Origin of the sequence: Accumulibacter sp. (assembly GCF_036625275.1) — a bacterium.
Lineage (GTDB): Bacteria > Pseudomonadota > Gammaproteobacteria > Burkholderiales > Rhodocyclaceae > Accumulibacter.
Genome location: NZ_JAZKUD010000013.1, coordinates 40483 through 63001, shown reverse-complemented (window position 1 = coordinate 63001; position 22519 = coordinate 40483). Strand labels below are relative to the sequence as shown.

Here is a 22519-nt window from a genome sequence, read left to right as displayed (position 1 = left end):
CGTTCGATCTCGGCATCGTAGAATTCCTCGACGCGGCCGCAGTCTACACAGACCAGGTGATCATGGTGCTGTCCGGGGCTCAACTCGAAGACCGCCTTGCCTGATTCGAAATAGTGGCGCTCAAGCAGACCCGCTTGTTCGAACTGGGTCAGGACACGATAGACGGTGGCCAGGCCGATGTCCAGGTTCTCGGCGAGCAACAGCCGATAGACATCCTCGGCGGTGAGATGGCGGATCTCGGTCTTCTCGAACAGGGCGAGGATCTTGAGGCGTGGAATGGTGGCTTTCAGCCCCATGTTCTTGAGGTTGTCAGAGTTGCTCATCGGCTTACCTTGATCGGCTACGAAGGGAGGGATTCGGGTATGATATACCCTCGATGGCCACCGTGCGGCATTGCCGCAGGGCTTTCCGTCGGATCGCACACGATCCGTCTGCCGGCGCGGTCGTGTCGTTTGCCATTGCTCGTATTGATCACTCACCACGATCCGACCCGAACATGATCTTTCCTCGTCTGACCATTCCTGTCACGGTTCTGTGCACCCTGGCCGCCTGCTCGACGGTCCCGCGCATCGTCAACGAATACCGGATCGACGTACAGCAGGGTAACGTCCTGTCGCAGGAGATGGTTTCCCAGTTGCGTCCCGGTCTGACCAAGGATCAGGTGCGCTTCGTTCTCGGCACGCCGGTGTTGACGGACATGTTTCACGCCAACCGCTGGGATTATTTTTATTGGCTGAAGAAAGGGGATTCAGGAAAGGTCGAGACACGCCGGTTTACGGTCTTTTTTGACGCCGACGGCAAACTGCGGAGCGTCGCCGGTGATGTGGTCCCGGTGCAATCCACCGACGCCGCAACGGTCTTCGAGGTGCGCAACCGGGAAATCGATCTGGGCTCGCTGCCGGCAGATGGCAGTACGGTGCTGCCGCCTCCGGACGGGCCGGGTTTCTTCAGCACGATCATGGAAAGCATGGGATTCTGACATGGATGGATTGAGGATCGCGGTCGCCGGTGCTGGCGGGCGCATGGGACGCATGCTGCTCGAAGTCACGCTGAAAGATGCTGCGGCGAGGCTGGTGGCGGCCATTGATCGGCCTGACGTTCCCGAACAGGGCAAGGATGCTGGCGAACTGGTGGGGATGCCCTGTGGTGTCCTGGTCAGCAGCGATTGTGACGCCGGCATTGCCCGGGCCTCCTGCCTGATCGACTTTACACGCCCTGTGGCGACCCTCCAGCACCTCGAAATCTGCCGCCGCCATGGCGTGGCGATGGTCATCGGGACCACCGGTTTCGACGCCGCGGGCAAGGCGGCGATTACTGCCGCCGCAGAGGAAATCCCGATCGTCCTGGCACCGAACATGAGCGTCGGCGTCAACGTGGTTTTCAAGCTGCTCGATGTCGCGGCCCGGATTCTCGGCGAAGGCTACGATGTCGAGGTCGTCGAGGCGCATCACCGGCACAAGGTCGACGCGCCCTCGGGAACCGCGTTGCGCATGGGTGAGGTGGTGGCACAGGCGCTCGGGCGTGAGCTCAGGCAGTGCGCCGTCTACGCGCGCGAGGGCCTCACCGGTGAGCGGTCGCAGTCGAGCATCGGTTTTGCGACCATTCGCGGCGGCGACATCGTCGGCGACCACCAAGTGATGTTCTGTGGCACCGGTGAGCGCGTCGAAATTGGCCACAAGGCGAGCAGTCGCATGCCGTATGCCTTGGGAAGCCTGCGTGCGGCGCATTTTCTGGCACAGCGGAAATCCGGCCTGTTCGACATGCAGGACGTGCTTGGCCTGCGCTGAGTTGCTGCCCGATCAAGTCGCTTTCAGGTGTGGGCAGCGATGTTCGAGGTCGTCCTGATTCACCCGGAAATTCCGCCCAATACCGGTAACGTGATCCGTCTGTGTGCCAATACCGGCGCGCGTCTGCACCTTGTCGAACCGCTCGGCTTCGCGCTGACCGAAGCCCGCCTGCGGCGCGCCGGCATGGACTACGCGGAGTTGGCGAGCGTGCAGATTCATCCCGACTGGACCCACTGCTGTGCGGCACTGACGGCACTTTCGCCGCAGGGGCGGCGTTTTGCACTGACTACCAAGGGAACCCGCCGTCCTGCCATGGCCGATTTCCGGGCTGGCGATGTGCTGGTCTTCGGTTGCGAGACGCGCGGACTGCCGGCAGAAATTCTCGCCGAGTTTGCCGCCGAGCAACGCCTGTGCCTGCCGATGCGGCCAAACAATCGCAGCATCAACCTCTCCAACGCCGTTGCCGTGACGGTATATGAAGCCTGGCGGCAGATCGGCTACGCCGGCGCCGCATGAGTCCGGCGGACGCAGGGCCGGAGCATCAGGCGCTACCTGCCCTCGAAACCGATGTCCCGTTCCATTAGCGCAGCGACCCCTTCGATCGGCGTCACGCTGCCGTCGAGCAGCGTACAGACCCAGTCGGTAATCGGCATCTTGACGCTGAGCGCAGCGGCGCGGCGTTGCACCTCGTGTGCGGCGGGCACGCCTTCGGCAACCTGGCCCAGTTCGCGGGTAATCTGATCGAGGGGCTTGCCGGTGGCCAGCAACAGGCCAACGCGCCGGTTGCGGGAAAGGTCGCCGGTGCAGGTCAGAAACAGGTCGCCCATCCCGGACAACCCCATGAAGGTATCGGCGTGTCCCCCCAGCGCCTTGCCAAAACGGGCGATTTCGTGCAGCCCCCGCGTCATCAGGGCGGCGCGGGCATTCATCCCCAGCCCGAGACCGTCACAAACGCCGGTGGCGATGGCCATGACATTCTTGACGGCCCCGCCCACTTCGGCGCCGATCACGTCGTCGCTGGCATAGATGCGCAGCCGCGGCCCGCGCAAGGCTTCGGCACAGCGCAGTGCGAAGTTCGCGTCGGTCGACGCGATCGTCACCACCGTCGGCAAATCGCGAGCCAGTTCATCGGCAAAGCTCGGCCCCGTGAGTACGCCGCACAAGCGTTCGCCGAGTACCTCGCGAACGACCTGATGCGGCAGCAGTCCGGTCCCTTTTTCCAGGCCCTTGCAGACCCAGAGGAAGGGCGTTGCGACCTCGGCAGCGCGCAGATGCTGCAGCGCAGTACGCAAACCCGCCAGAGGCGCAGCGATGATCATCAGATCGGCATTCTGGCTGGCCGCCGAGAAGTCGGCAGTCGCCCGCAACGAAGCAGGAAAGCGATGGCCCGGCAGGTAGCGGCTGTTTTCACCGGCCGCCTGCATGCGTGCCGCCTTTTCAGGATCGCGTGCCCACAAGCTGACGGAATGACGGTGAGCGAAGGAGATCGCCAGGGCAGTACCCCAGGCGCCGGCACCCAGAACCGCGATTCGCATTGCACTTCCCCCTTTCCGATCAAGTGCTGTCAGCAATCACGCTGCCAGTCAGTCATACAGTCTCTCGCCTGACATGGATGAGCGACAAGTCAGGCGACAAGTTCCTTCTCCGGACCCCGTTGCGGGGCCATCCGCCGGGATCATGAAAAGGTCCTGAGCATCGGCGTACCGCAGTGACTCGCGAACATGGCCGGCTTTCAGCCGGTCCTTGTGTGTGGCCAGCAGCGCCAGGCTTTGTTCGACGTAAGCATTTGAAGACAGCTCGCTTGCCGCGTAGCGTCGGAGGAGAGCCAGCCAGCGTGTGTGGATGGCGCAAGGCGTGTGCCTGTCGCCGTCCGCAATCGGGCAATCCGGGCAACGCGTACCGGCCAGTGAACTGATCGCCGCCTGTTTCTGCCACTGCTGGCGATACTGTCTGGCATTCGCTTCAATCCACGCCAGTGCACGCACTTCTCTCTCGGCGGCAGGAAAGCGCTCGACATGCGCTTCGATGGCAGAAAGCTGCTGGCGAAAGAACTCGGCATCCGAACCTTCCCGATTCGGGGAATCACCCACAAAACGGGCAATCAGCGCAAGGGTGGGGTCATCTACGATGTACATGCTGTACATCCCTCTCCTGCCGTAGCGTCGGCATGCAAGTGGCGGACGCATACAATATAGCAGAATATGGTGCGGCGCAGCAAAAACTTTTCCTGGGCACAGACATCGACCATGCCTGTGCCGGACAAGAGCAGAACCGCGAGTCAGTCGCTAGCCGCCTGTCGGACTTGAGCAGGCCGGCGGCCAAGGGCAGCAGTCCCTATTTCCCCGAATTTCGGCGCCAATCGTTCGACGACTGGCTTGAAATTCGTGCACATTTGTCCGCGCCTGCCACTTGTTTCGCTTCGACTCATCCAGTCCGACAGGCGGCTAGACGCGCTCGACGCGCACCTGGGTCACCATCCGCGCATCGGCTTTGGTCACCGTGTAGCGATGACCCTGTTCCTGCACCGTATCGCCGACCTCCGGGATATGCCGCAGGCGATTGATCAGGAAACCGGCAAGGGTGTGCGCCTCGCCGATCGGCAGATTGAGCTTCAGCGAATCATTCAACTCGGAGATCGGCGCCCTGCCGCTGATCAGGTAGGTGTCGTCATTGAGCGACTCGATGCTCACCCGGCGTGTTTTCATGGTATCGAAGTCATAACCGGAATCGACGGTGCCGACGACTTCTTCAAAAATGTCCTCCATCGACAGGATGCCGATCGCCGAGCCAAACTCGTCGACGACGATCGCCATGTGATCGGTGCGTGCGCGCAGCAGCGGCAGCACCTGATCGAGGCTTTGCTTGGGCGACAGATAGAGGGCCGGTCTGACGAAATCGCTGACCGGTCGCTGCTCGATGTCCGGCAGCAGCAGATCCCAGGTACTCAGGGTCATCACCCCCGTGACGTTGGTGATGTTGCCGCGGAAAACCGGCAGGCGATTGAATCCGGACTCCCAGACGCGACGAACGGCTTCATCCATCCCGCGTATCTCGTTGAATCCGATGACCTCGGCGAGCGGGGTCATCACTTCTCCGACCGTCGTATCGGCAAAACGGAAAATGCGACGAATGCGCTGCTTGCTGGCGGCGGCGCTGTCCGAGGCGGTTTCCGAGAGATCGATCAGGACGCGCAACTCGTCCTTGCTGATGAAGCCGCTCTGCCCGGAAGTGGCCCCGCCGAAGAGACGGGCAGCGACGCGGGCGACCCGACTGAAGACGAAGATCACCGGATGGAACAGATAGGAAAAGAAGCGCAGCGGGTAGATGATCCGGACGGCGATCGTGTCGGCTTTCTGCTGAAAGATGCTCTTCGGGACGATCTCGCCGAAAATCAGCAGAAACGGGGTGAACACCAGCACCGAAACCAGATCGCCGGCGTCGCCGAAGAGGTGCACGAAGATCAGTGTGCCCATGGTGGTGATCGTCACCGTCGCGATATTGGTGCCGACCAGCGTCGTTCCGAGCATCACGTCCGGGGTACGAAACAGGTTCAGCACCAGCTTGGCGCCAGGGTCGCCGAGCCGCGCCTGATGGCGCAGGTGAATCTTGTCGGAATTGACCATCGCCAGCTCGGAGCCCGAGAAAAAACCTTTCAAAACAAGGAAGATCAGGATTACCAACAGTTGCAGAAGCAGTTCCATCGTTCTTCTCCTGGTCTAGTCTGCCGCGCTCGCGGCCAGGTTGGTCGGGGTCGTCTTCTGGCCAGCCGGGAGTTCAGGCTCAGGCTCGGCCGGTTCGTTGAGCGGATCGTTTTCGTATTCGTCAATGGACTCCTGTTCCTGGTCTGCCGGCGATCCCTCCGGCAAGGCATCCGCTACGGGTTCGGCCACGCTTTCCATCTCGATCGGCTCGGCCGGCGTTTCATCCGGTTCATCGGGCGTCGGACCACGCGAGACGCGTACCTTGGTGATGCGCATTCCGCTGACTTCCTTGACCGTGATCTCGTAGTCGGCGTAGAAGATCTTTTCGCCAACGCGTGGCAGGCGGCCGAAGAGCACCAGCGTCACGCCACCGATGGTGTTCATCAGCGGATCGTCGATATCGAAATTGGTCAGTGTGCGCAGGTCTGCCAGGCGCATGTGGCCGGGGACGGTAAAGCTGTCGTTGTCCTCGTGCTGGAAATGCTCCTGGCCGCGCATCTTGCCCGAGATTTCACCGAAGATGAAACTCAGCACGTCCTTCATGGTGACGATGCCGAGGACCTCGCCGTACTCGCCGATGACCACGGCGGCGCGGGTGTTGAAACGCTGGAAGTACTCCAGCATCTCGTCGACCTTCTTGGTCGGCGGAACGAAGTGCGCCGGCTTGAGGATTTCCCTGAGCTGGATCGCCGAACGGTCGGCATGGGCGTGTACCCGGCGCAGCAGATCTTCGGCGTGCAGGAATCCGATGACGTTGTCCCAGTGGCCGCGATAGACCGGAACGCGCGGGTGGCGATAGCCGCGGAAGCGTTCGATCAGCTCGTCGACCGGCAGATCGCCATCGAGGAAGCGGATGCGCGGCCCAGGGGTCATGATTCGCGCGACGTCGGTTTCGGCCGCTTCGAGCACCTTGTCGATCAGCACCCGTTCCGAAGCCTGGATGATGCCGGTCTCCTCGCTGTCGGCCATCAGGGTGCGCAGCTCATCGGCCTTGAGAATGTTCTCGCGCCCGACATGTTCGCCGACGACGAAGGTCGTGACGCGATCGGCGATCATGCGCACGACGTTGCGCAGCGGGGTGACGATGAAGATCCATTTGGGCAGAAAACGTGCCGACAGCATCGTCGCGAACTTGATCGGGAAATTGACTGCGATCGTCTTCGGCGTCACCTCGCCGAACAGCAGCAGCAGCGGCACCATCACCACGACGTTGATCCAGCCGGCGTCTTCCTCGCCGAAGGCAGTGACCAGAATCATGGTCATGTTGGCCGCTGCCGCGATGTTGACCAGCTCGTTGCCGCAGAGCAGCGAGACGATCAGCCGCCGCGGCTCGTCGAGCATGGCGTGAATGCTTTCGGAATGAGGGTTGCGTGAATTCCGCAGTTTCTGCAGGTCGATCCGGCTGAGCGAGAAAAGGGCCGTCTCCGAGCCGGAGAAAAAGGCCGACATGCTGAACAGGCCGCACTGGATGAGAATGCGCACCGCCAGTTCCCAGTTGACCGACGACAGAACCTCCATGATGCCGGATACGCTCAACAATTCCATCCCATGCCCCCGCACTGTGGAAACGATGTAGACAAGCCAGGTCCGAACAGCGCCGTTCGGTGCCCAGATACTGATGCCAGGGCGCCCGCAAAGCAGCAGTAACCCGCAAGGGCGAAAGGATAGGCGCAATACCGCGACGAAACAAGCAAGCTCGACATCCTCTGTGTGACGCGGGTCATCGGCACGCGACGGTGGCGGCTGGTGGTGGCCGTGCTCGGTACCATCAACGGTCTCACGGCGGGGGGCGTCGAAGCTTTGTCTGATCGTTCCAGAGAAAGAAGAATGTGCCATGCGCTGGGAATTTGTTGTATCTTTATTCAGAACGGAAAAGCGCACCGACCGGAACTGGCGTGTAATATCGGGTATGAACGATCCGTCATGGTCGCGACGCCATTCCGGGCCTAATCGGGAGGAGGTTCTGCTCATGACTGAACAGAAACAGGGCGACACAAGAGAGCACAGATCCGTTCGCGGTCCCATTCTGGTGCCGGTCGATTTCTCGGCGCATTCGCAGGCCGCGTTGCTGCTGGCCAGCGATCTGGCGGATGGCCTCGGGGGCACGCTGCTGGTCCTGCACGTAGTTCATGATCCGTTGAACATGCCCGGCTACTATGCGCGCATGGCGCGCAAGAAGACGCTTGCCCGCATGGAGGACATTGCCGGCGAGATGCTCGACGAATTCATGACCGGGCTCAAGAAGCAGCACCCCGAGCGGCGAGCCCTGCAGAAGCCGGAACTGCTCCTGGTCAAGGGCATTCCGGTGACGCGCATCCTGCAGGTGGCTGAGAAGCAGAAGGCAGGCATGCTGGTCATGGGCAGCAAGGGGGTGACCGGCTTGCGGCATCTGCTGCTGGGTTCGGTCGCCGAGCAGGTTGCCGGTCTCGCCAAAATGCCGGTCACCATCGTCAAGGACCATTCGAAGAACTGAGAGCTTGTGAAGAAATCGTCGCGAGCGGGTCGAGCTGCAAGGCGCGAGCGAGCGAACGACGAGACATATCAATCGGATAGGCGAGGAGTGAGCGAGTGAGCAACGCCGCAGATCGGCCGCACAGTAGATTTATTCACAAGCTCTGAGTCGCAACGACGGGAGGTAGGTTTTATGCTGAAAATGCACCTGTGTGATTTCAAGCGTATCGGTTTGCCGCCACGGCTCTGCGGTTTCGGGATCGTGATCGCCATGCTCGCCTGGCCGGCACTCGCGGCCAACGGTGACGACGCGGGCGACATGGCGTGGGGAATGATGACCGTCGAGTTGCTCGGCGGTCTGGCCATCTTTCTTTTCGGCATGATGCAGATGGAAGAGGGCCTCAAGGCCGTCGCCGGCGAGCGCATGAAGGGCATTCTCGCCAAGCTGACGGTCAACCGTTTCATGGGCGTCGGCACCGGCGCACTGGTGACGGCGGTCATCCAGTCGTCGTCGGTGACCACCGTGCTCGTCGTCGGTTTCATCTCCGCCGGGCTGATGTCGCTATCGCAGTCGGTCGGCGTGATCATGGGCGCCAACATCGGCACCACGATCACCGCGCAGATCGTCGCCTTCAAGATCACCAAGGCGGCGCTGGGGATGATCGCCGTTGGCTTCGCGATGCTGTTCATCGCCAAGAACGACAACACCAAGCACTATGGCGGCATGCTGATGGGTCTCGGCATGGTGTTTTTCGGCATGCACGTGATGAGCGAAGCGATGGGACCGCTGCGCAGCTACCAGCCCTTTCTCGATCTGATGCGGACGATGGACAATCCGCTCGTCGGAGTGCTGATCGCTACCGCCTTCACCGCGCTGATCCAGTCCTCGTCGGCGTCGACCGGCATCGTCATCGTCATGGCCAGCCAGGGTTTCATCAGCCTGCAGGCGGGTATCGCGCTGGCTTTCGGCGCCAACATCGGCACCTGCGCGACGGCGCTGCTGGCGGTCATCGGCAAGCCGCGCGAGGCGGTGCGCGCGGCCATCGTGCACCTCCTGTTCAATGTCTGCGGCGTGCTGATCTGGCTGCCCTTCATCGGCTTCATCGCCGCTCTGATGACCGGCATCTCGCCGGCGTACCCGGATCTCACCGGCACGGCGCGTCTCGCCGCCGAGACGCCACGCCAGATCGCCAATGCCCATACCTTCTTCAACATCGCCAACACGCTGATCTTCATCTGGTTCACCACCCAGATCGCGCGTCTGGTCGAATGGCTGGTCCCCGACAAGCCGCTCGAGGAGGAGGCCATCATCGTTCGCACCAGATTCCTGCAGGAGGAACTGTTGAGTACGCCGTCCCTGGCGCTCGATCAGGCGCGCATGGAGGTGATGCACATGGGCGAGACGGTCGATAGCATGCTCAAGGGAATCATGCCGGCGATCATCCAGGGCGATCGGCAGGCGCTCGAAGCCATCCGTCAGATGGACGACAAGGTCGACATTCTCCATGCCGGGATCATTGATTACCTGGGCAAGATCAGCAGGCAACCGTTGTCCGGGGAGCAGGGGCGTGAGCTGCTGCAGTTGATGGAAGCGGTCAGCAACCTGGAGAACATCGGGGACATCGTCGAGACCAATCTGGTGGTGCTGGGCTACGATCGCGTGCGCGACAAGATCGAGGTCAGCGAAGCGACGCAGCAGGTCCTCCAGGGTTTCCAGGAGGCGATCACCCGTGCGGTCGAGGCTGCCGTGCAGGCGGTCGGACACCGAAACGAGCGCGCCGGGCAGGTGGTGATCGGGATGAAGGAGGAGATCAACCGCATCGCCGACTCGGCGGCCGCGCACGAAGCACGGCGACTGATCGCCGAGGAACCCAACCGGATTCCGGCCTACGTCCTGGAAGTGGATCTCATCGAGAAGCAGAAGCGTATCTATTACTTTGCCAAGCGCATGGCCAAGACGGTGATGCCGGCGGTTCTGCAGCGTGAGTAGGGGGGTCACGCCGGGCTATTCGGGAGCGACTTGTCGGTAATGGCTGCCGAGTCCGGAAGCGAGGGGAATGGAGTCTCGGATTTCGCATTGACTACATGTGGGCGACTGATCCGCACTTCGTGGATCCTGCGTCGTGAGGCCCGCTCGACCCGGACCTCCAGCCCGTCGATGACGAAGGTCTCGCCAGGCGCCGGAATCCGTTCGAGGTGGCTGATGATCCACAGATTGGCCGAGTCATAGGGCTTGCCCGCCAGGTCCTTGCCAAAGTGCGCTTCCAGGATGCGCAGCTCGGTCGTTCCGTCCACCACCAGTTCGCTGCCATCGGGCTTCATCATCCGCGTCTGTTCGTCCCTTGGAGCTTCCTTGTCGTCATAGATGTCGCCGACCAACTCCTCGAGGATATCCTCGAGAGTGAAGATGCCGAGCAGACCGCCAAACTCGTTGACCACCACGATCAGGCGTTCCTTGTTGGCGCGCAGCACGTCAAGGAGTCTGTCCACCGGCTGGTTCGGGGGGACGAACAACGGATCGCTGCCGGCCTCGTTGAGCGTCTTGGCAAGGTTGCCCTGCGCGACCTCACTGAGGATGTTCTGGAGCGTGATCACCCGGTTGATTTCCTCGGGATGGCCGGAATAGAGCGGGATCCGGTAGTGCGATTCGGCGATGATCTCGTTCAGGGAATCACCGATGCTGCGATCACCGTCGAGCGAAAAGATCTGATGCCGGTGCACCATGATGTCGCTGGCCCGCAGGGTGCTGAAATCGAAGATGCGCCGGATCATCTGGTGTTCGCCGACCTCGATCGATCCCTCGTGGGTGCCGTGCTCGGCCAGCGCGATCAGCTCGGTCTCGGTCACGCTGGGGTCCTTCGGCGGGCTTGAGAGGCTGTGCATCCATTGAATGAAGCCTTCCAGCGCCCAGACCAGCGGCAGCAGCAGCTTGCCGAGGAGCTCGAGGGGGGCAGCCGCAAGCAGTGCCACCGCGATCGCATAACGCGAGCCGTAGGTCTTCGGGGTGATTTCGCCGAACATCAGCAGCAGCAGGGTGATGAAGCCGACCGCCAGGCCAGGACCAAGATGGCCGAAATGCTCAGTCGCCACCACCGTGGCCAGTGTCGCCGCAGCAGTGTTTACCAGGTTGTTGCCGATCAGGAGGATGACCAGTGTGCGGTTGAGGTTGCCTTTCATTCGATGCAGTGCCTTGGCGCCGAAGCGCCGTTCGGCCAGCAGCGCTTCGACCCGTGCTTTCGAGAGCGTCGTGATGGCGGTCTCGGAGCCGGAAAAGAAGGCCGACAAGGCAAGCAGGATGAAAAGGGTGACGGTTTCCAGCATGGTATGGCAGATCTTGCCGCAGAGAGTCTCGGGGTTGCGAATTCCGGCAAACATCATGAACCGCCGTACGGGATTAAATACACCACTGTGTGAGTGAGTGCAACCGCTGCCACGACCGGAACCGGCGACTGACGGGACCCTGGCAGCACCCCACGTCTCGTCGCCCCGTGTTCGTGCCTGCGTTGGCCCGGTCGTTGCGTCAAAGCGCATGGCATTTGACTGTTGCATCAAGTTAACACAAAATGAAGCGCTCTGCGGACCAGGTCAACAAGTATGTCAGTCTGCAAGTTGTCCACCTTTGAGGCAGCGTGCCGAGAAGCGTGCGCCATTACTTTGCTTTGGGAGCTGGAAAATGGACCCCGCATTGTGGATCGAACTGATTGTCTTCGTCATTCTCCTGGGATTCTCGGGTTTTTTTTCGAGTACCGAGACTTCTCTGTTTTCGCTGAGCTCTTTCCAGCTCGATCAGATGCGCGCCGCCAGGAATCCACGCATCGAGCTGATCGAACGGCTGCGCAGCGAGCCACGGCGACTGATCGTCACCATCCTGATCGGCAACGAGTTCGTCAATGTCTCGGCGTCGGTGATCTCGGCGGCGATGATCATCCACCTGTTCGGCGCCGAGAACGAACTGGTCAACCTGCTGGTGATGGTCCCGATCCTGTTGCTGTTCGGCGAGATCACGCCGAAGGTGCTGGCGATCCGCAACAACGTCGCCTTTGCCAGTTTCGAATGCCGTCCAATCGCCCTCGTCGCTCGCCTGATCACACCGCTGCGCGAGGTGATCCGCTACGTTGCCGACTTCTTCATCACCCTGATCGTCGGCAAGCAGCGCTCGCAGGGCAACCTGGTCACCGAAGACATGATCCGCACGCTGGTGCACGATGCCGTCGGCGAGGGCGCCCTCGACAGCCAGGAAGCGCAGTACATCGAGAAGATCTTCGATTTCGGCAACAAGACTCTGCGTGACCTCATGCGCCCACGCTCGGACATCCAGTTCCTGTCGGCGGATTTGCCGGTGGCGGAATTGCTGGCGCAGATCAAGGCGAGCCGGCAGTCACGTTATCCGGTATTCAAGGGGCACCGTGACACCATCATCGGCATCCTGCACGCGCGCGACCTGCTCGGCGTCGATCTTGCCCGGCTCGAACGCGATCCGCAGGGGGTTCGCAAGCTGCTGCGCCAGGCAAACTTCTTTCCCGAATCGAAGCCGGCCGTGGAACTGTTCCATACCTTCCGCCAGCGCAAACTCTCTTTCGCGCTAATCGTCGATGAGTACGGGGGGGTGACCGGACTGGTGACGATGGAGGATCTGCTCGAGTGCGTTTTCGGTGAAATCGCCAGCCCTTCCGACAGAGATGCCGTGAGCCGGCACCCGGTGCGCGAACTGGCCGATGGCCGCCGTCTGATCGATACCAGCATGTCGGTCGACGATTTCAATCGGGAATTTGGCGTCGCGATCGCCAGCGAGGAGGCCGAAACCCTGGCCGGTGTGCTGCTCGATGCCTTTGGCGAACTGCCGGCTGCGGGCGCGGTGATCGATCTCTGCGGACTGAAGTTTACCGTGGACATGATCGAGCATAACCGGATCACGCGCGCCCTGGCCGAACGGTTGCCGGAAGTGGTCGCACGACCCGAAACGGATGCCAGCGACGAATTCGTACACGGCACATCGGCCACGACGCAAGTCATGCTGCCGGTTGACCCTGACCGTCCGGCCAGTGCCGGGACACCCGCCCCGACGGTCAGCAAGCGGGAGGGCGCATAGATATGGGGGAGATCTGGATCACGTTCCTGCTGATGATCGTCTGCCTGATCGCCGAAGGCTTTTTCTCGGGATCCGAACTCGGCGTCGTCAGCGCCGACCGAATGAAGCTTCGCCACGACGCGGCCAAAGGCTCGCGCGGCGCGCGTCTGGCGCTCGAAATGCTGGAAAAGCGGCCGGAATGGTTGCTGTCCACGACGCTGGTCGGCACCAATATTGCGGTGGTGACCAATTCGACGATCGCCACCGCGCTGATGATCGATCTGTTCGGGGAACAAGGCAGTTGGCTGGCCGTCATCCTGGTTGCGCCGCTGATCTGGGTGTTTGGCGAGATCGTCCCGAAAAGCGTCTTCCAGCAGCGCGCCGATACGATCACGCCTTACGTGATCTATGTCCTGCGCTTCTTCTCGATCCTCTTCTGGCCAATCCTCATCATCTTCGTCACCCTGTCGAAGTTCCTCTCGCGCCTCGCGGGGGCGAGCGAGGAGCATAACCCTTTCACCCTGCGCGAACAGATCCAGAGCATGGTACAGATGCCGCCGCAGGAAGGGGGCGACATCCAGGCGATCGAAAAGACGATGATCCGGCGCATGTTCAATTTTTCCGAAACGACGGTCTACAAGGTGATGGTGCCGCTGATCGACGTGAACGCCATCGAGAAGCGCTCGACGGTCGGAGAAGCGGTGCGCCTGGCGGTACAGTGCTCGCATGTCCGCCTGCCGGTCTATGATGGGCGGATCGACCGGGTGATCGGCGTGCTGAACAGCATGGATCTGTTGGGGGTGGACGAATCGGCGTCGATCGAGCCCTTCATCAGCCCGACGCGCTACGTGCCGGCCAGCAAGAGCGCCGAGGCGATGCTCGTCGAGCTGCGCAAGGATGGTGATGCGATGGCCGTGGTGATGGACGAGTTTGGCGGTGCCGAGGGGATCGTCACCATCGAGGACATCATCGAGGAGGTGGTCGAGGACATCCAGGACGAATACGACCGGCAGGAAAAACCCGCCGAATGGCTGAAGAAACTGGGTCATCATGACTATCTGGTGAGCGCCCGCGCCGACCCGGCGATGCTCAATGAGAAACTGGGCCTGAAGCTGCCCGGCGACGGCAGCTACGACACCCTCTCGGGCTTCCTTCTCGAGTATGCGCGAGAGATCCCCGCGCCCGGCATGACGATCGAAGTCGAGGGCATCAAGTTCACCATCCAGCGTGCGACGCCGCAGGTCATTCAGGAAGTGCAGATCCGCTGGTAGGTGGCTGCGGTTCTGCCATCTCGCTGCGCATAAGGTCGGAGGCTGGCGCCAGAAAAGCGGCGCGCCAGGCGCGGCGTCGGCCCGCTCCATCATCATGTGGTGTCGCCAGGGAAACAAAGCGTTCATGTGAAAGTCGCGTATGCGACTCACGAACCCCCCTCCCCCCTCGCGGGGGAGGGGTTGGGGGAGAGGGAAACGGTCATGACTTTCATGATCGGGGGTGCTTGGAAAAGTCATGACCGTTAGCCTGATCGTGATCGAACCCTTGGAGGGGCCATGCCCAAGGTGCGGGAAATTCTAGAGCGTACTGCCTTGCCTTACCACCGCTGGTCGACCAAAGAGTTTCACCAGATGGCCAGATTCGGCCTGCTGGACGAGAGCGACCGCGTTGAGTTGATCGACGGGGAACTGCTGGATATGGCGCCGGTAGGTAGCAGACATGCGTTCAGGGTGGACCGTATTGCACGTGCTCTGCAACTCGCGGCAGGCAATGCCTTTCTCGTGCGCACGCAAAACCCGCTGATGCTCGGTGATCACAATGAACTACAGCCTGACATTTCTCTGGTCAAGGACCGGGACTACAGCGAGGCGCATCCCATGGCCGCCGATGTGCTGCTGATTGTCGAGGTCTCGGATACGACGCTTGAGTATGATCGAGAGGTCAAGGTCCCGCTGTATGCGCGCCATGGTATTCCGGAGGTTTGGCTGCTGGACGTCAGGAGCGGGGAGCTCACGGTCTATCGCGATCCTGTGGGAGGGATCTACCGGACGATGGACAAGCCCTTCCCTGACGCGCGGGTCTCTCCATCCCTGGCGCCGGAGGTGATGGTCTCGCTGGCGGCGGTGTTCGCGTGAGCCGGCACGACCGAGATTCCCGTGGGGGTAAGCGGCTGTAGGCAGGAGCCGCCTGTGGGCGCGCGGACAGTCGTTGCCTGACCGACGCCCCGCGCTCCTGTCTTGCCAGCACCCTTCGCCGCCATTGTCCCGTCAGCTCCGCCAGAAGGCAGGCATCAGGAGAACCATCAGCGTGAAGATTTCGAGGCGGCCGAGCAACATCGCCCAGGTGCAGACCCAGGTCTGGAAATCGTTGAGCACAGCGTAGGTGCTTGCCGGCCCGACGAGGTTGAGGCCGGGGCCGGTGTTGTTGATGCAGGCGACGACGGCCGAGAAGGCGGTGATCACGTCGAGCCGGGTGGCAATCAGGAGCAGGGTCAGCGAGACGATCGACACGACATAGATGAACAGGAAGCCGAGGATCGCGTGCAGCACCTGGTCGGGGATGACGGCCTCGCCAAAGCGCACACTCTGCACGCTGCGCGGGTGGATGGCCCGCATCAGTTCGCGGAATACCTGCCTGTAGAGGATCACCGCGCGCATCATCTTGATGCCGCCGCCGGCCGACCCGGAACAGGCGACGAAGCTGCCGAGGAACAGAATCCAGAGTTGCCCGAACATCGGCCACTGGGCGTAGTCGGTCGTGGCAAAGCCCAGCGATGTCGCCAGCGACACCGAATGGAAAGCCACGTAGCGTAGCGTCGTCAGGAAATCTTCGTAGATCTTGTCCGGCCACAGGTAGAGTGAGAGCGCGAGGCTGCTCAGCGCGAGAAAGCCGAGGAAATAATGGGCCTCGGTGTCGAAGCGATAGACACGCAGCGAGCGCTTCGACAAGGCGAGGAAGTGGGTGCTGTAATTGATCCCTGCGAGCAGCGCAAAGAACGTCACCACCATCTCGATTTCCAGGCTGCCGAAATGGCCGAGGCTGGCGTCCCGGGTCGAGAAGCCGCCCAGGCCCATCACCGAGAAAGCGTGCATCGTTGCCTCCCAGGGTGACATTCCGGCGTGATGGAGACTGGCGCCACAGGCGATGGTGAGAATCACATAGACCATCCAGAGCCCCTTGGCCGTTTCGGTAATCCGAGGCGTGATCTTGGAATCCTTCATTGGACCCGGTGTTTCGGCCTTGAGCATGCTGCGCCCGCCGAAGCCGAGCAGCGGCAGGATGGCCACCGCCAGCACCACCACGCCCAGGCCGCCGATCCAGTGCATGAAGGTCCGCCAGAAGTTGATCGACAGCGGCAAGTGATCGAGTCCCGAGAGGACCGTCGCACCGGTGGCGGTCAGACCCGAGACCGCTTCGAAATAGGCATCGGTCCATGACAGATCCTGGATGTGCAGATACAGCGGCAGCGCACCGAAAGCCGGCAGCAGCGACCAGATCAGGGAAACCAGCAGAAAACTGTCGCGCACGCTCATCTCGCGCTTCTGCCGACGAACCGAGAGTGAAAGCAGGGTGCCGCTGGCAACGGTGATCAGTACGGCCTCGTCGTAAGCGCTGTGGGCACCGTCGCCACTCAGCCATGACAGGCTGAGCGGCAGCAGCATCAGGAGGCCGAAGCCGGTAATCAGGATGCCGAGAATGTACAGGGCCGGTGCGAAGCGGATGAGCATGGGCGGTGACTCGAAAGGAGCTAGGTGATTTTCCGAGGGCCGTCCGGACGGTCGTGTGTCTGCCTGGTCAAGGCCGTTGAGGAGGCCAACCCGCAACTGCCCGAAGCGCATGATGAACAACTCAAACTGAACAATTCAGACGCTGGCTTCGCGAGTATCGTCTGCGTGGCTGATGGCTGTCAATTGCCGCTTGTCGAAGAGCGGGATCTCGGGCATGATGCGCACCCATGCCGAAGATACCCCCCCGCTTCCCACTCGCCAGACCAATCAGTGTTCATTGCCGGGTGGCCGCGAGGAAGGCTCGCCACCCCTTTGCGGGGGAGCAGCGCTAGGATGGGGCTTGGTTCGCTGTTTCGCGTCATCCGTGAACTCCTGCACGAGGCAGCACGTGACCTGGCACCCACCCTGATCGTGGTCGTCCTGTTCCAGGTGTTTTTCATCCAGCGCATGCCCGACAGCCCGGCGGCGCTGATCGGCGGCTTTGCCGTCGTTCTCCTCGGCCTGGCGCTCTTCGTCAAGGGGCTCGACGCGGCGATCTTTCCGGCCGGCGAGACCATGGCTTTCGACTTTGCCCGGCGCGGCTCGTTTCTCTGGCTGGTCTTCTTTGCCTTTTTCGTCAGTTTCGCCTCGGTGGCCGCCGAACCGGCGCTGATGGCCGTCGCCTACAAGGCGGAGGTGGTCTCGGGAGGCAGCATGGGTGCGCTGACGCTGCGCATGGTGGCGGCGCTCGGTGTCGGCCTCGCGGTGGTGGTCGGCGTCTGGCGTATCGTCCTCGGCCACTCGATCGGCAATTACTTGATTCCGGGTTATCTGTTGGTCATCGTCCTGACCATTTTCTCGCCGCCGCAACTGGTCGGTCTGGCCTTCGATTCCGGCGGCGTCGTCGCCTCGACGGTTACCGCACCGCTGCTGACCGCGCTCGGGGTGGGTCTGGCAACCAGCATCCGCGGACGCAATCCGCTGCTCGACGGTTTTGGTCTGATTGCCTTCGGCGCGCTGGCGCCGATGATCATCATTCAGCTCTACGGCATCCTGTTCTTTGTTCCTGCAGCGGCCGGAACGCCGGTAGTGATGATGCCGAGTGACGATCAGCATCAGTACGCGGCGCTTGAGATGCTGATCGCGTTCGGGATCATGGTCAGGAACCTGCTGCCGATCATCGCCGTCGTGCTGTTCTCGAGTTTCGTCATCCTGCGTCGCCCGCTGGCCGATCCCAAAGGTCTGGCGGTCGGCATGGTGCTGGTCGCGGTTGGCCTGTTCATGTTCGACGAGGGGCTGCAGGTCGGTCTCTTTCCGTTGGGCGACGAGATGACCAGTGGGCTGATGCGCGACGGCGTGCCGATGTGGGCGGTCTATCTCTACGGCTTCCTGATCGGTTTCGCGACGACCATGGCCGAACCGGCGCTGATCGCGCTGTCGATCAAGGCCGACGAAGTCAGCCTCGGGCAGCTCAAGGGGTTCTGGCTGCGCTTTCTGGTCTCGGTGGGGGTGGGCATCGGCATCGTCATCGGCTGCGCACGCATCATCGACGGCACGAACATCGCCTACTGGCTGATTCCCGGCTACCTGCTGGTGCTTGCGATGACCAGATTCGCCCCCGACTTCATCGTGCCGATCGCCTATGACTGCGGTGGCGTGACCACCTCGACGGTGACCGTGCCGCTGGTGACCGCGCTCGGTGTCGGGCTGGCCGAGCGGACACCGGGTCGCGACCCGATGATCGACGGTTTCGGCCTGATTGCTTTCGCTTCGCTGCTGCCGATGATCATCGTCATGTCCTATGGCATGCTGGCCAACTGGTGGCTGCGATCGAGGAAACCTGTCAAGGAGATCGGTCCATGAAGTTCTCTGCTGTGCTGCTGATCGTTCCGGATGAAGACGAGAACCGGGCGGTCGAAATTCTCAAGGAGGCCGGTGCGACCGGCATCACCATCCTCAAGGGCAAGGGCCTGCGGCACAACGAGCGCAAGACCTTTCTCGGGCTGGGTCTGGAGCGCAAGGAGTCGGTGCTGCTGTGTGTCGTCGAGAAGCAGCTCGCGATGCGCATTCTGAGGGCAGTCAAGATGCAGATGAAGATGGACCTGCCGGGGGGAGGACTGGCCTTTTCGTTGCCGTTGGGCAGCGTGGTTGGCATCGGTCTGGCGCAAATGCAGGCTTTTCGGCGCGAAGTCGAGGAGGATCTGTGAGCGTCCGTGGACATGGGCTTGCCCGCTTGCTGAACACGATCATTGACTGAAGGAGAGCTTGTCATGCTGGTTGCCGGAATCATGAAGAAGAAGGTCGTCACCATCAGTCCGCTGGCCACCGTTCGGGAGGCTCTGCTGATGATGAAGGAACGCGGCGTCAAGTCGCTGGTGGTCGAAAAACGCCATTCGGGCGACGCCTACGGCCTGATCGCCTACCGCGACGTCGCCCGATCGGTAATCGCCGAGGACGGCGACATCGACCTGCTCAATGTCTATGACATTGCCCAGAAACCGGCGCTGCAGGTTTCACAGCACCTCGAAATCCGCTATCTGGCGCGCCTGATGATTCAGTACGCGGTCAAGAGCGTGCTGGTCATCGACAACAACGAGTTGCAGGGCTTCGTTTCGGATACCGACGTGGTGAGTCATCTGATCGACCGCGCTACCGGCGGGCGTTAACGCCATGACCTTTCCAGACTCCTCCCACGGCCGGCGCTGCAGCGTGGGCCGGTTGCGGGCGGCGCCGTGCTCCGCGAAACCCCGCTTTTACGGTATTTTGTGATGGAAAAGATCATTCGTCGTTACTCGGCGTACTTTCCACGCTGGTGCCAGGCCTTTGGCGACCACGAACCGGACCCGGTCGGAGAAGCCAGAGCAGTCGAGTGGCTGGTGGGCGCCGACTGCGTCGGGGTGATCGTCCTGCCGGAGATCCGCTATCGCCTGATGCACGAACTGCTTGGCGAGAACCATCCGGAAATCGAGTTTCATCGGCGCTCGGTACGGCTCAACCGTCACGATTACGACGAAGTCGAGGTTATCGGCCATCCCGGCTATGCCGCCTTGCACCAATTGCTGCTCGACAGTGAAGAGGCGCACATGTTTCTCGCCTATCACCTGATCTACCCACCGGGAACCCGGATCATCACCGTCTCGCGCAAGCCGCCACTCGGGCTGCTCTACAAGGAAATGGCCCCGCTGCCGATTACCGTTTGCGAGTGAATCGCCGCCAGCGCATCGATCGGACGATGGCCGTTTTCAATACGATGGACTTGTTTGACGCATGACCTGATGAAAGGCATCGTCAAACCCGGAATGATCGTCGGCATCATCGTGACTGCCGGCTACATCGACTACTACAAGTACGGCAATCCGGCTGCCAACAACGCTGCCGGCTGGTGGCTCGGCATTTCGCCCGAAGGCTTCGGCACTGTCGGCGCGGCGCTGAATTTTGTCGTCGCCTACGTCGTCGGGAAGTTCACCCCGGCACCGTCGGCGGATATCCAGGACCTGGTGGGCAGCCTCCGTTACCCAGGCAAGCTGGTCACCGCACCGGCCAGCAGCCATTGACCGGCACCAACTGATCGAGGCAGGTGTGAGGATGGCGATGACCGGCGACAGGGCCGGCCGCCGCCATCATTTTTTGCTCCCATGTTGGACAAGACACCCTTCATGATCCAAATAGGGTTGAAATAGCAGATCGGATATCTGTTGCAGATGATGTCAAAGTCATTTTTGATGGCTTTTCAAGGACAAAGCAGGAGGTTTTCAAAAGCCTCTCAAGAAAGTAAAAGAATCCCGATACAGGATCCGCAGGTGCTCACTACATCAAGAAAAACAGAGGCTTGTCGGCAGCAAAATCTCGATTGACAGCGACTCGCACGACCCGGCATACTCTGGCCGACCGTCGAATTCTTCGCTTCTCCAGAACACTCCGAAGAGCGTTCGCGGCTTTCGTTGTGCTTTCAGAGGAGCCTCATGGAACACGATCACGAATCCTTGTGCCGGTCGATCATGTCGAATCCGCCGGCCGTGCTCAAGCCCACCGACTCGGTCTCCATGGCCCTGCAGGCGATGGTCCGGGAGCACCTGCCGGCGTTGCCGGTGGTCGATGCGGATGGCCGCTACATCGGCATGCTGCCACGCAGCCGACTGGTTGCACTGGCCATGCCGCGGGTTCTGTCGCGCGACACCGATCAGCAACCCCTGGCCCGTCTCCTGCAGGTTGGCTTCATCCGGGACTCGCTGGCCGACCTGCAGGAACGAATGGCTGCCGCCGCCAACGACCCGGTCAGCAAGCACCTTGACCGGGAGGTGCCGGTGCTTTCCCCGGATACCCCGCTGATGAATGCCATGCTTTTTCTCTACCGGCAGCGCAACATCCTGCCTGTCGTCGAGAACGGGAAACTGCTCGGCATCGTTTCGGTCTGGGATGTTCTCGCCCGCGTCGGGAGGGTCAAGTAATGCATGCTGCTGCTTCCGGGGTCCTGTTGGGCCTCAATCCCCTGTGGCTGGCGACCGTGGTGATGATCGTCACCTACGGCGTGATCATCAGCGAGCGGCTGAACCGATCGATCATCGCGCTGCTCGGGGCCATGCTGATGGTCATGTTCGGCCTGCTGACGCAGGAGCAGGCGGTCGCTGGCGTCGATTTCAACACCATCGGCCTGCTCGTCGGGATGATGGTCATCGTCTCGATTACCCGCAAGTCAGGGGTTTTCGAGTATCTGGCGATCTGGTCGGCGAAACGGGTGAAAGCCAATCCGGCCGGCATTCTCGCCATGCTGGCCGTGGTCACCGCCGTCGTTTCCGCGCTGCTCGACAACGTCACCACCGTGCTCCTGGTCGTTCCGGTGACGCTGGTCATCACCGAAGCGCTGAAAGTCAATCCCTACCCTTTCCTGTTCTCGCAGATCCTGGCGTCGAACATCGGGGGTACGGCGACGCTGGTCGGCGATCCACCGAACATCCTGATCGGTGGCCAGGTCGGTTTGTCGTTCAACGACTTCGTGATCCACCTTGCGCCGGTGATCGTCGTGATCCTCGCCGTGCACGTGCTGTTGATCCACCTTCTCTGGGGACGCGGCATGACGGCTACGGTCGAATTGCGCGCACGGGTCATGGCTTTCGACGAAAACGAGGCGATCACCGATGCGCGACTGCTGAAGCGGGCCTCGCTGGTGCTGGCGCTGGTGATCGTGGCCTTCGTCATGGCGCGGTCACTGGGGCTGGAATCGGGCACCATCGGCATGGCGGGCGCGGCGCTGCTGCTGATGCTCGACAACCTCGGCAAGCCGGCCGAGCAGCAGTCGGAGAGTGTCGTCAAGGTATACAACGAGATCGAGTGGATCACGATCTTTTTCTTCGTCGGGTTGTTCATCGTGATTGCCGGTGTCGAGCATGCCGGTCTGCTGCGCCTGCTCGCCGACCAGTTGCTCGCCGCCACCGGCGGCGATTTCAAGGTCACGGGCTACAGCATCCTCTGGTCATCGGCGGTCCTGTCGGCGATTGTCGACAACATCCCGTTCGTGGCCACGATGATTCCCCTGATCAAGTCGATGGCGTCGGCATTCGGCGGCGAAGAAGCGTTGATGCCGCTCTGGTGGTGCCTTTCGCTGGGGGCCTGTCTGGGCGGTAACGGCACGTTGATCGGCGCCAGCGCCAACCTGACCGTGGCCGGCATCGCCGAGCGCAACGGCATTCCGTTCCGCTTCATGACCTACACCAGGGTCGCCTTCCCGCTGATGCTGATCCATGTCGCGATCTGCAACGTTTATGTCTGGTGGCGGTATTTCTGAGAGGATTGGGCAGTGGCCGATTCTTGAAATGC

22 protein-coding genes are annotated in these 22519 nt (G+C 61.6%); 15 read left to right on the top strand and 7 right to left on the bottom strand.

What is annotated here, in order from left to right; all coding sequences use genetic code 11:
- Positions 1 to 323: ferric iron uptake transcriptional regulator (gene fur, locus V5B39_RS07525; RefSeq protein ID WP_332342298.1), on the bottom strand; the 323-nt coding region annotated here is incomplete at its 3' end.
- A 173-nt stretch (positions 324 to 496) separates the two neighbouring features.
- Between fur and V5B39_RS07520 the strand changes: the two genes are divergently transcribed.
- Genes V5B39_RS07520 through V5B39_RS07510 form a run of 3 tightly spaced genes read left to right on the top strand, consistent with a single transcriptional unit; the run spans position 497 to position 2303 of the window.
- Positions 497 to 979: an outer membrane protein assembly factor BamE gene (locus V5B39_RS07520; RefSeq protein WP_332342297.1), complete on the top strand. Its 483-nt coding sequence runs from the start codon at positions 497 to 499 to the stop codon at positions 977 to 979.
- 1 nt (position 980) lies between these two features.
- The gene (gene dapB / locus V5B39_RS07515) at positions 981 to 1787 is read left to right on the top strand and encodes a 4-hydroxy-tetrahydrodipicolinate reductase (RefSeq protein ID WP_332342296.1); all 807 of its coding nucleotides are present in this window, start codon (positions 981 to 983) and stop codon (positions 1785 to 1787) included.
- 39 nt (positions 1788 to 1826) lie between these two features.
- Positions 1827 to 2303 carry a tRNA (cytidine(34)-2'-O)-methyltransferase gene (locus V5B39_RS07510; protein ID WP_332342295.1) on the top strand — a complete coding sequence of 159 codons (477 nt, stop codon included), beginning with the start codon at positions 1827 to 1829 and terminating at the stop codon, positions 2301 to 2303.
- A gap of 32 nt (positions 2304 to 2335) precedes the next feature.
- Here the strand turns inward: V5B39_RS07510 and V5B39_RS07505 are convergent, their stop codons facing one another.
- From V5B39_RS07505 to V5B39_RS07490, 4 genes are all read right to left on the bottom strand, one after another.
- Positions 2336 to 3322 (bottom strand): NAD(P)H-dependent glycerol-3-phosphate dehydrogenase, encoded by a 987-nt coding sequence (locus V5B39_RS07505; protein WP_332342294.1) that lies wholly within the window; start codon positions 3320 to 3322, stop codon positions 2336 to 2338.
- Between the two features lie 48 nt (positions 3323 to 3370).
- A complete protein-coding gene (locus tag V5B39_RS07500) occupies positions 3371 to 3922 on the bottom strand; it encodes a hypothetical protein (RefSeq protein WP_332342293.1) in 552 nt (183 codons plus the stop codon).
- Between the two features lie 309 nt (positions 3923 to 4231).
- On the bottom strand, positions 4232 to 5488 hold the full coding sequence (locus V5B39_RS07495) for a hemolysin family protein (protein WP_332342292.1): 1257 nt from the start codon (positions 5486 to 5488) through the stop codon (positions 4232 to 4234).
- 15 nt (positions 5489 to 5503) lie between these two features.
- Positions 5504 to 7033: a hemolysin family protein gene (locus V5B39_RS07490; RefSeq protein WP_332342291.1), complete on the bottom strand. Its 1530-nt coding sequence runs from the start codon at positions 7031 to 7033 to the stop codon at positions 5504 to 5506.
- A gap of 424 nt (positions 7034 to 7457) precedes the next feature.
- Between V5B39_RS07490 and V5B39_RS07485 the strand changes: the two genes are divergently transcribed.
- Positions 7458 to 7961, top strand: a complete 504-nt coding sequence (locus tag V5B39_RS07485) for a universal stress protein (RefSeq protein WP_332342290.1) — start codon at positions 7458 to 7460, stop codon at positions 7959 to 7961.
- Positions 7962 to 8132: 171 nt separating this feature from the next.
- Positions 8133 to 9929: a Na/Pi cotransporter family protein gene (locus tag V5B39_RS07480; protein ID WP_332342289.1), complete on the top strand. Its 1797-nt coding sequence runs from the start codon at positions 8133 to 8135 to the stop codon at positions 9927 to 9929.
- 5 nt (positions 9930 to 9934) lie between these two features.
- Here V5B39_RS07480 and V5B39_RS07475 read toward each other — a convergent pair whose 3' ends face one another.
- Complete coding sequence (locus V5B39_RS07475; protein WP_332342288.1) at positions 9935 to 11314, bottom strand: hemolysin family protein; 1380 nt, start codon at positions 11312 to 11314, stop codon at positions 9935 to 9937.
- A 298-nt stretch (positions 11315 to 11612) separates the two neighbouring features.
- Between V5B39_RS07475 and V5B39_RS07470 the strand changes: the two genes are divergently transcribed.
- The 3 genes from V5B39_RS07470 (at position 11613) to V5B39_RS07460 (ending at position 15133) form a co-directional block, all read left to right on the top strand.
- Positions 11613 to 13028, top strand: coding sequence for a hemolysin family protein (locus tag V5B39_RS07470; protein WP_332342287.1), 1416 nt, complete (start codon positions 11613 to 11615; stop codon positions 13026 to 13028).
- A gap of 2 nt (positions 13029 to 13030) precedes the next feature.
- Entirely contained in the window at positions 13031 to 14278 is a 1248-nt protein-coding gene (locus V5B39_RS07465) for a hemolysin family protein (RefSeq protein WP_332342286.1), read from the top strand.
- Between the two features lie 276 nt (positions 14279 to 14554).
- Positions 14555 to 15133 (top strand): Uma2 family endonuclease, encoded by a 579-nt coding sequence (locus V5B39_RS07460; RefSeq protein WP_332342285.1) that lies wholly within the window; start codon positions 14555 to 14557, stop codon positions 15131 to 15133.
- Between the two features lie 132 nt (positions 15134 to 15265).
- Here the strand turns inward: V5B39_RS07460 and V5B39_RS07455 are convergent, their stop codons facing one another.
- Positions 15266 to 16726, bottom strand: coding sequence for a TrkH family potassium uptake protein (locus V5B39_RS07455; protein ID WP_332342284.1), 1461 nt, complete (start codon positions 16724 to 16726; stop codon positions 15266 to 15268).
- Positions 16727 to 17059: 333 nt separating this feature from the next.
- Here V5B39_RS07455 and V5B39_RS07450 point away from each other — a divergent pair, with 333 nt between their 5' ends.
- The 7 genes from V5B39_RS07450 (at position 17060) to V5B39_RS07420 (ending at position 22487) form a co-directional block, all read left to right on the top strand.
- The gene (locus tag V5B39_RS07450) at positions 17060 to 18568 is read left to right on the top strand and encodes a DUF1538 domain-containing protein (protein WP_332342283.1); all 1509 of its coding nucleotides are present in this window, start codon (positions 17060 to 17062) and stop codon (positions 18566 to 18568) included.
- The gene (locus tag V5B39_RS07445) at positions 18565 to 18912 is read left to right on the top strand and encodes a P-II family nitrogen regulator (protein WP_332342282.1); all 348 of its coding nucleotides are present in this window, start codon (positions 18565 to 18567) and stop codon (positions 18910 to 18912) included. Before V5B39_RS07450 ends, V5B39_RS07445 begins: the two co-directional genes overlap by 4 nt.
- Before the next feature lie 63 nt (positions 18913 to 18975).
- Positions 18976 to 19371 carry a CBS domain-containing protein gene (locus tag V5B39_RS07440; RefSeq protein WP_332342281.1) on the top strand — a complete coding sequence of 132 codons (396 nt, stop codon included), beginning with the start codon at positions 18976 to 18978 and terminating at the stop codon, positions 19369 to 19371.
- Between the two features lie 102 nt (positions 19372 to 19473).
- On the top strand, positions 19474 to 19911 hold the full coding sequence (locus V5B39_RS07435; protein ID WP_332342280.1) for a hypothetical protein: 438 nt from the start codon (positions 19474 to 19476) through the stop codon (positions 19909 to 19911).
- A gap of 69 nt (positions 19912 to 19980) precedes the next feature.
- Complete coding sequence (locus V5B39_RS07430) at positions 19981 to 20259, top strand: hypothetical protein (RefSeq protein WP_434735665.1); 279 nt, start codon at positions 19981 to 19983, stop codon at positions 20257 to 20259.
- Between the two features lie 408 nt (positions 20260 to 20667).
- Positions 20668 to 21153, top strand: coding sequence for a CBS domain-containing protein (locus V5B39_RS07425; RefSeq protein ID WP_332342279.1), 486 nt, complete (start codon positions 20668 to 20670; stop codon positions 21151 to 21153).
- Entirely contained in the window at positions 21153 to 22487 is a 1335-nt protein-coding gene (locus tag V5B39_RS07420) for an ArsB/NhaD family transporter (RefSeq protein WP_332342278.1), read from the top strand. Before V5B39_RS07425 ends, V5B39_RS07420 begins: the two co-directional genes overlap by 1 nt.
- Positions 22488 to 22519: the final 32 nt, after the last annotated feature.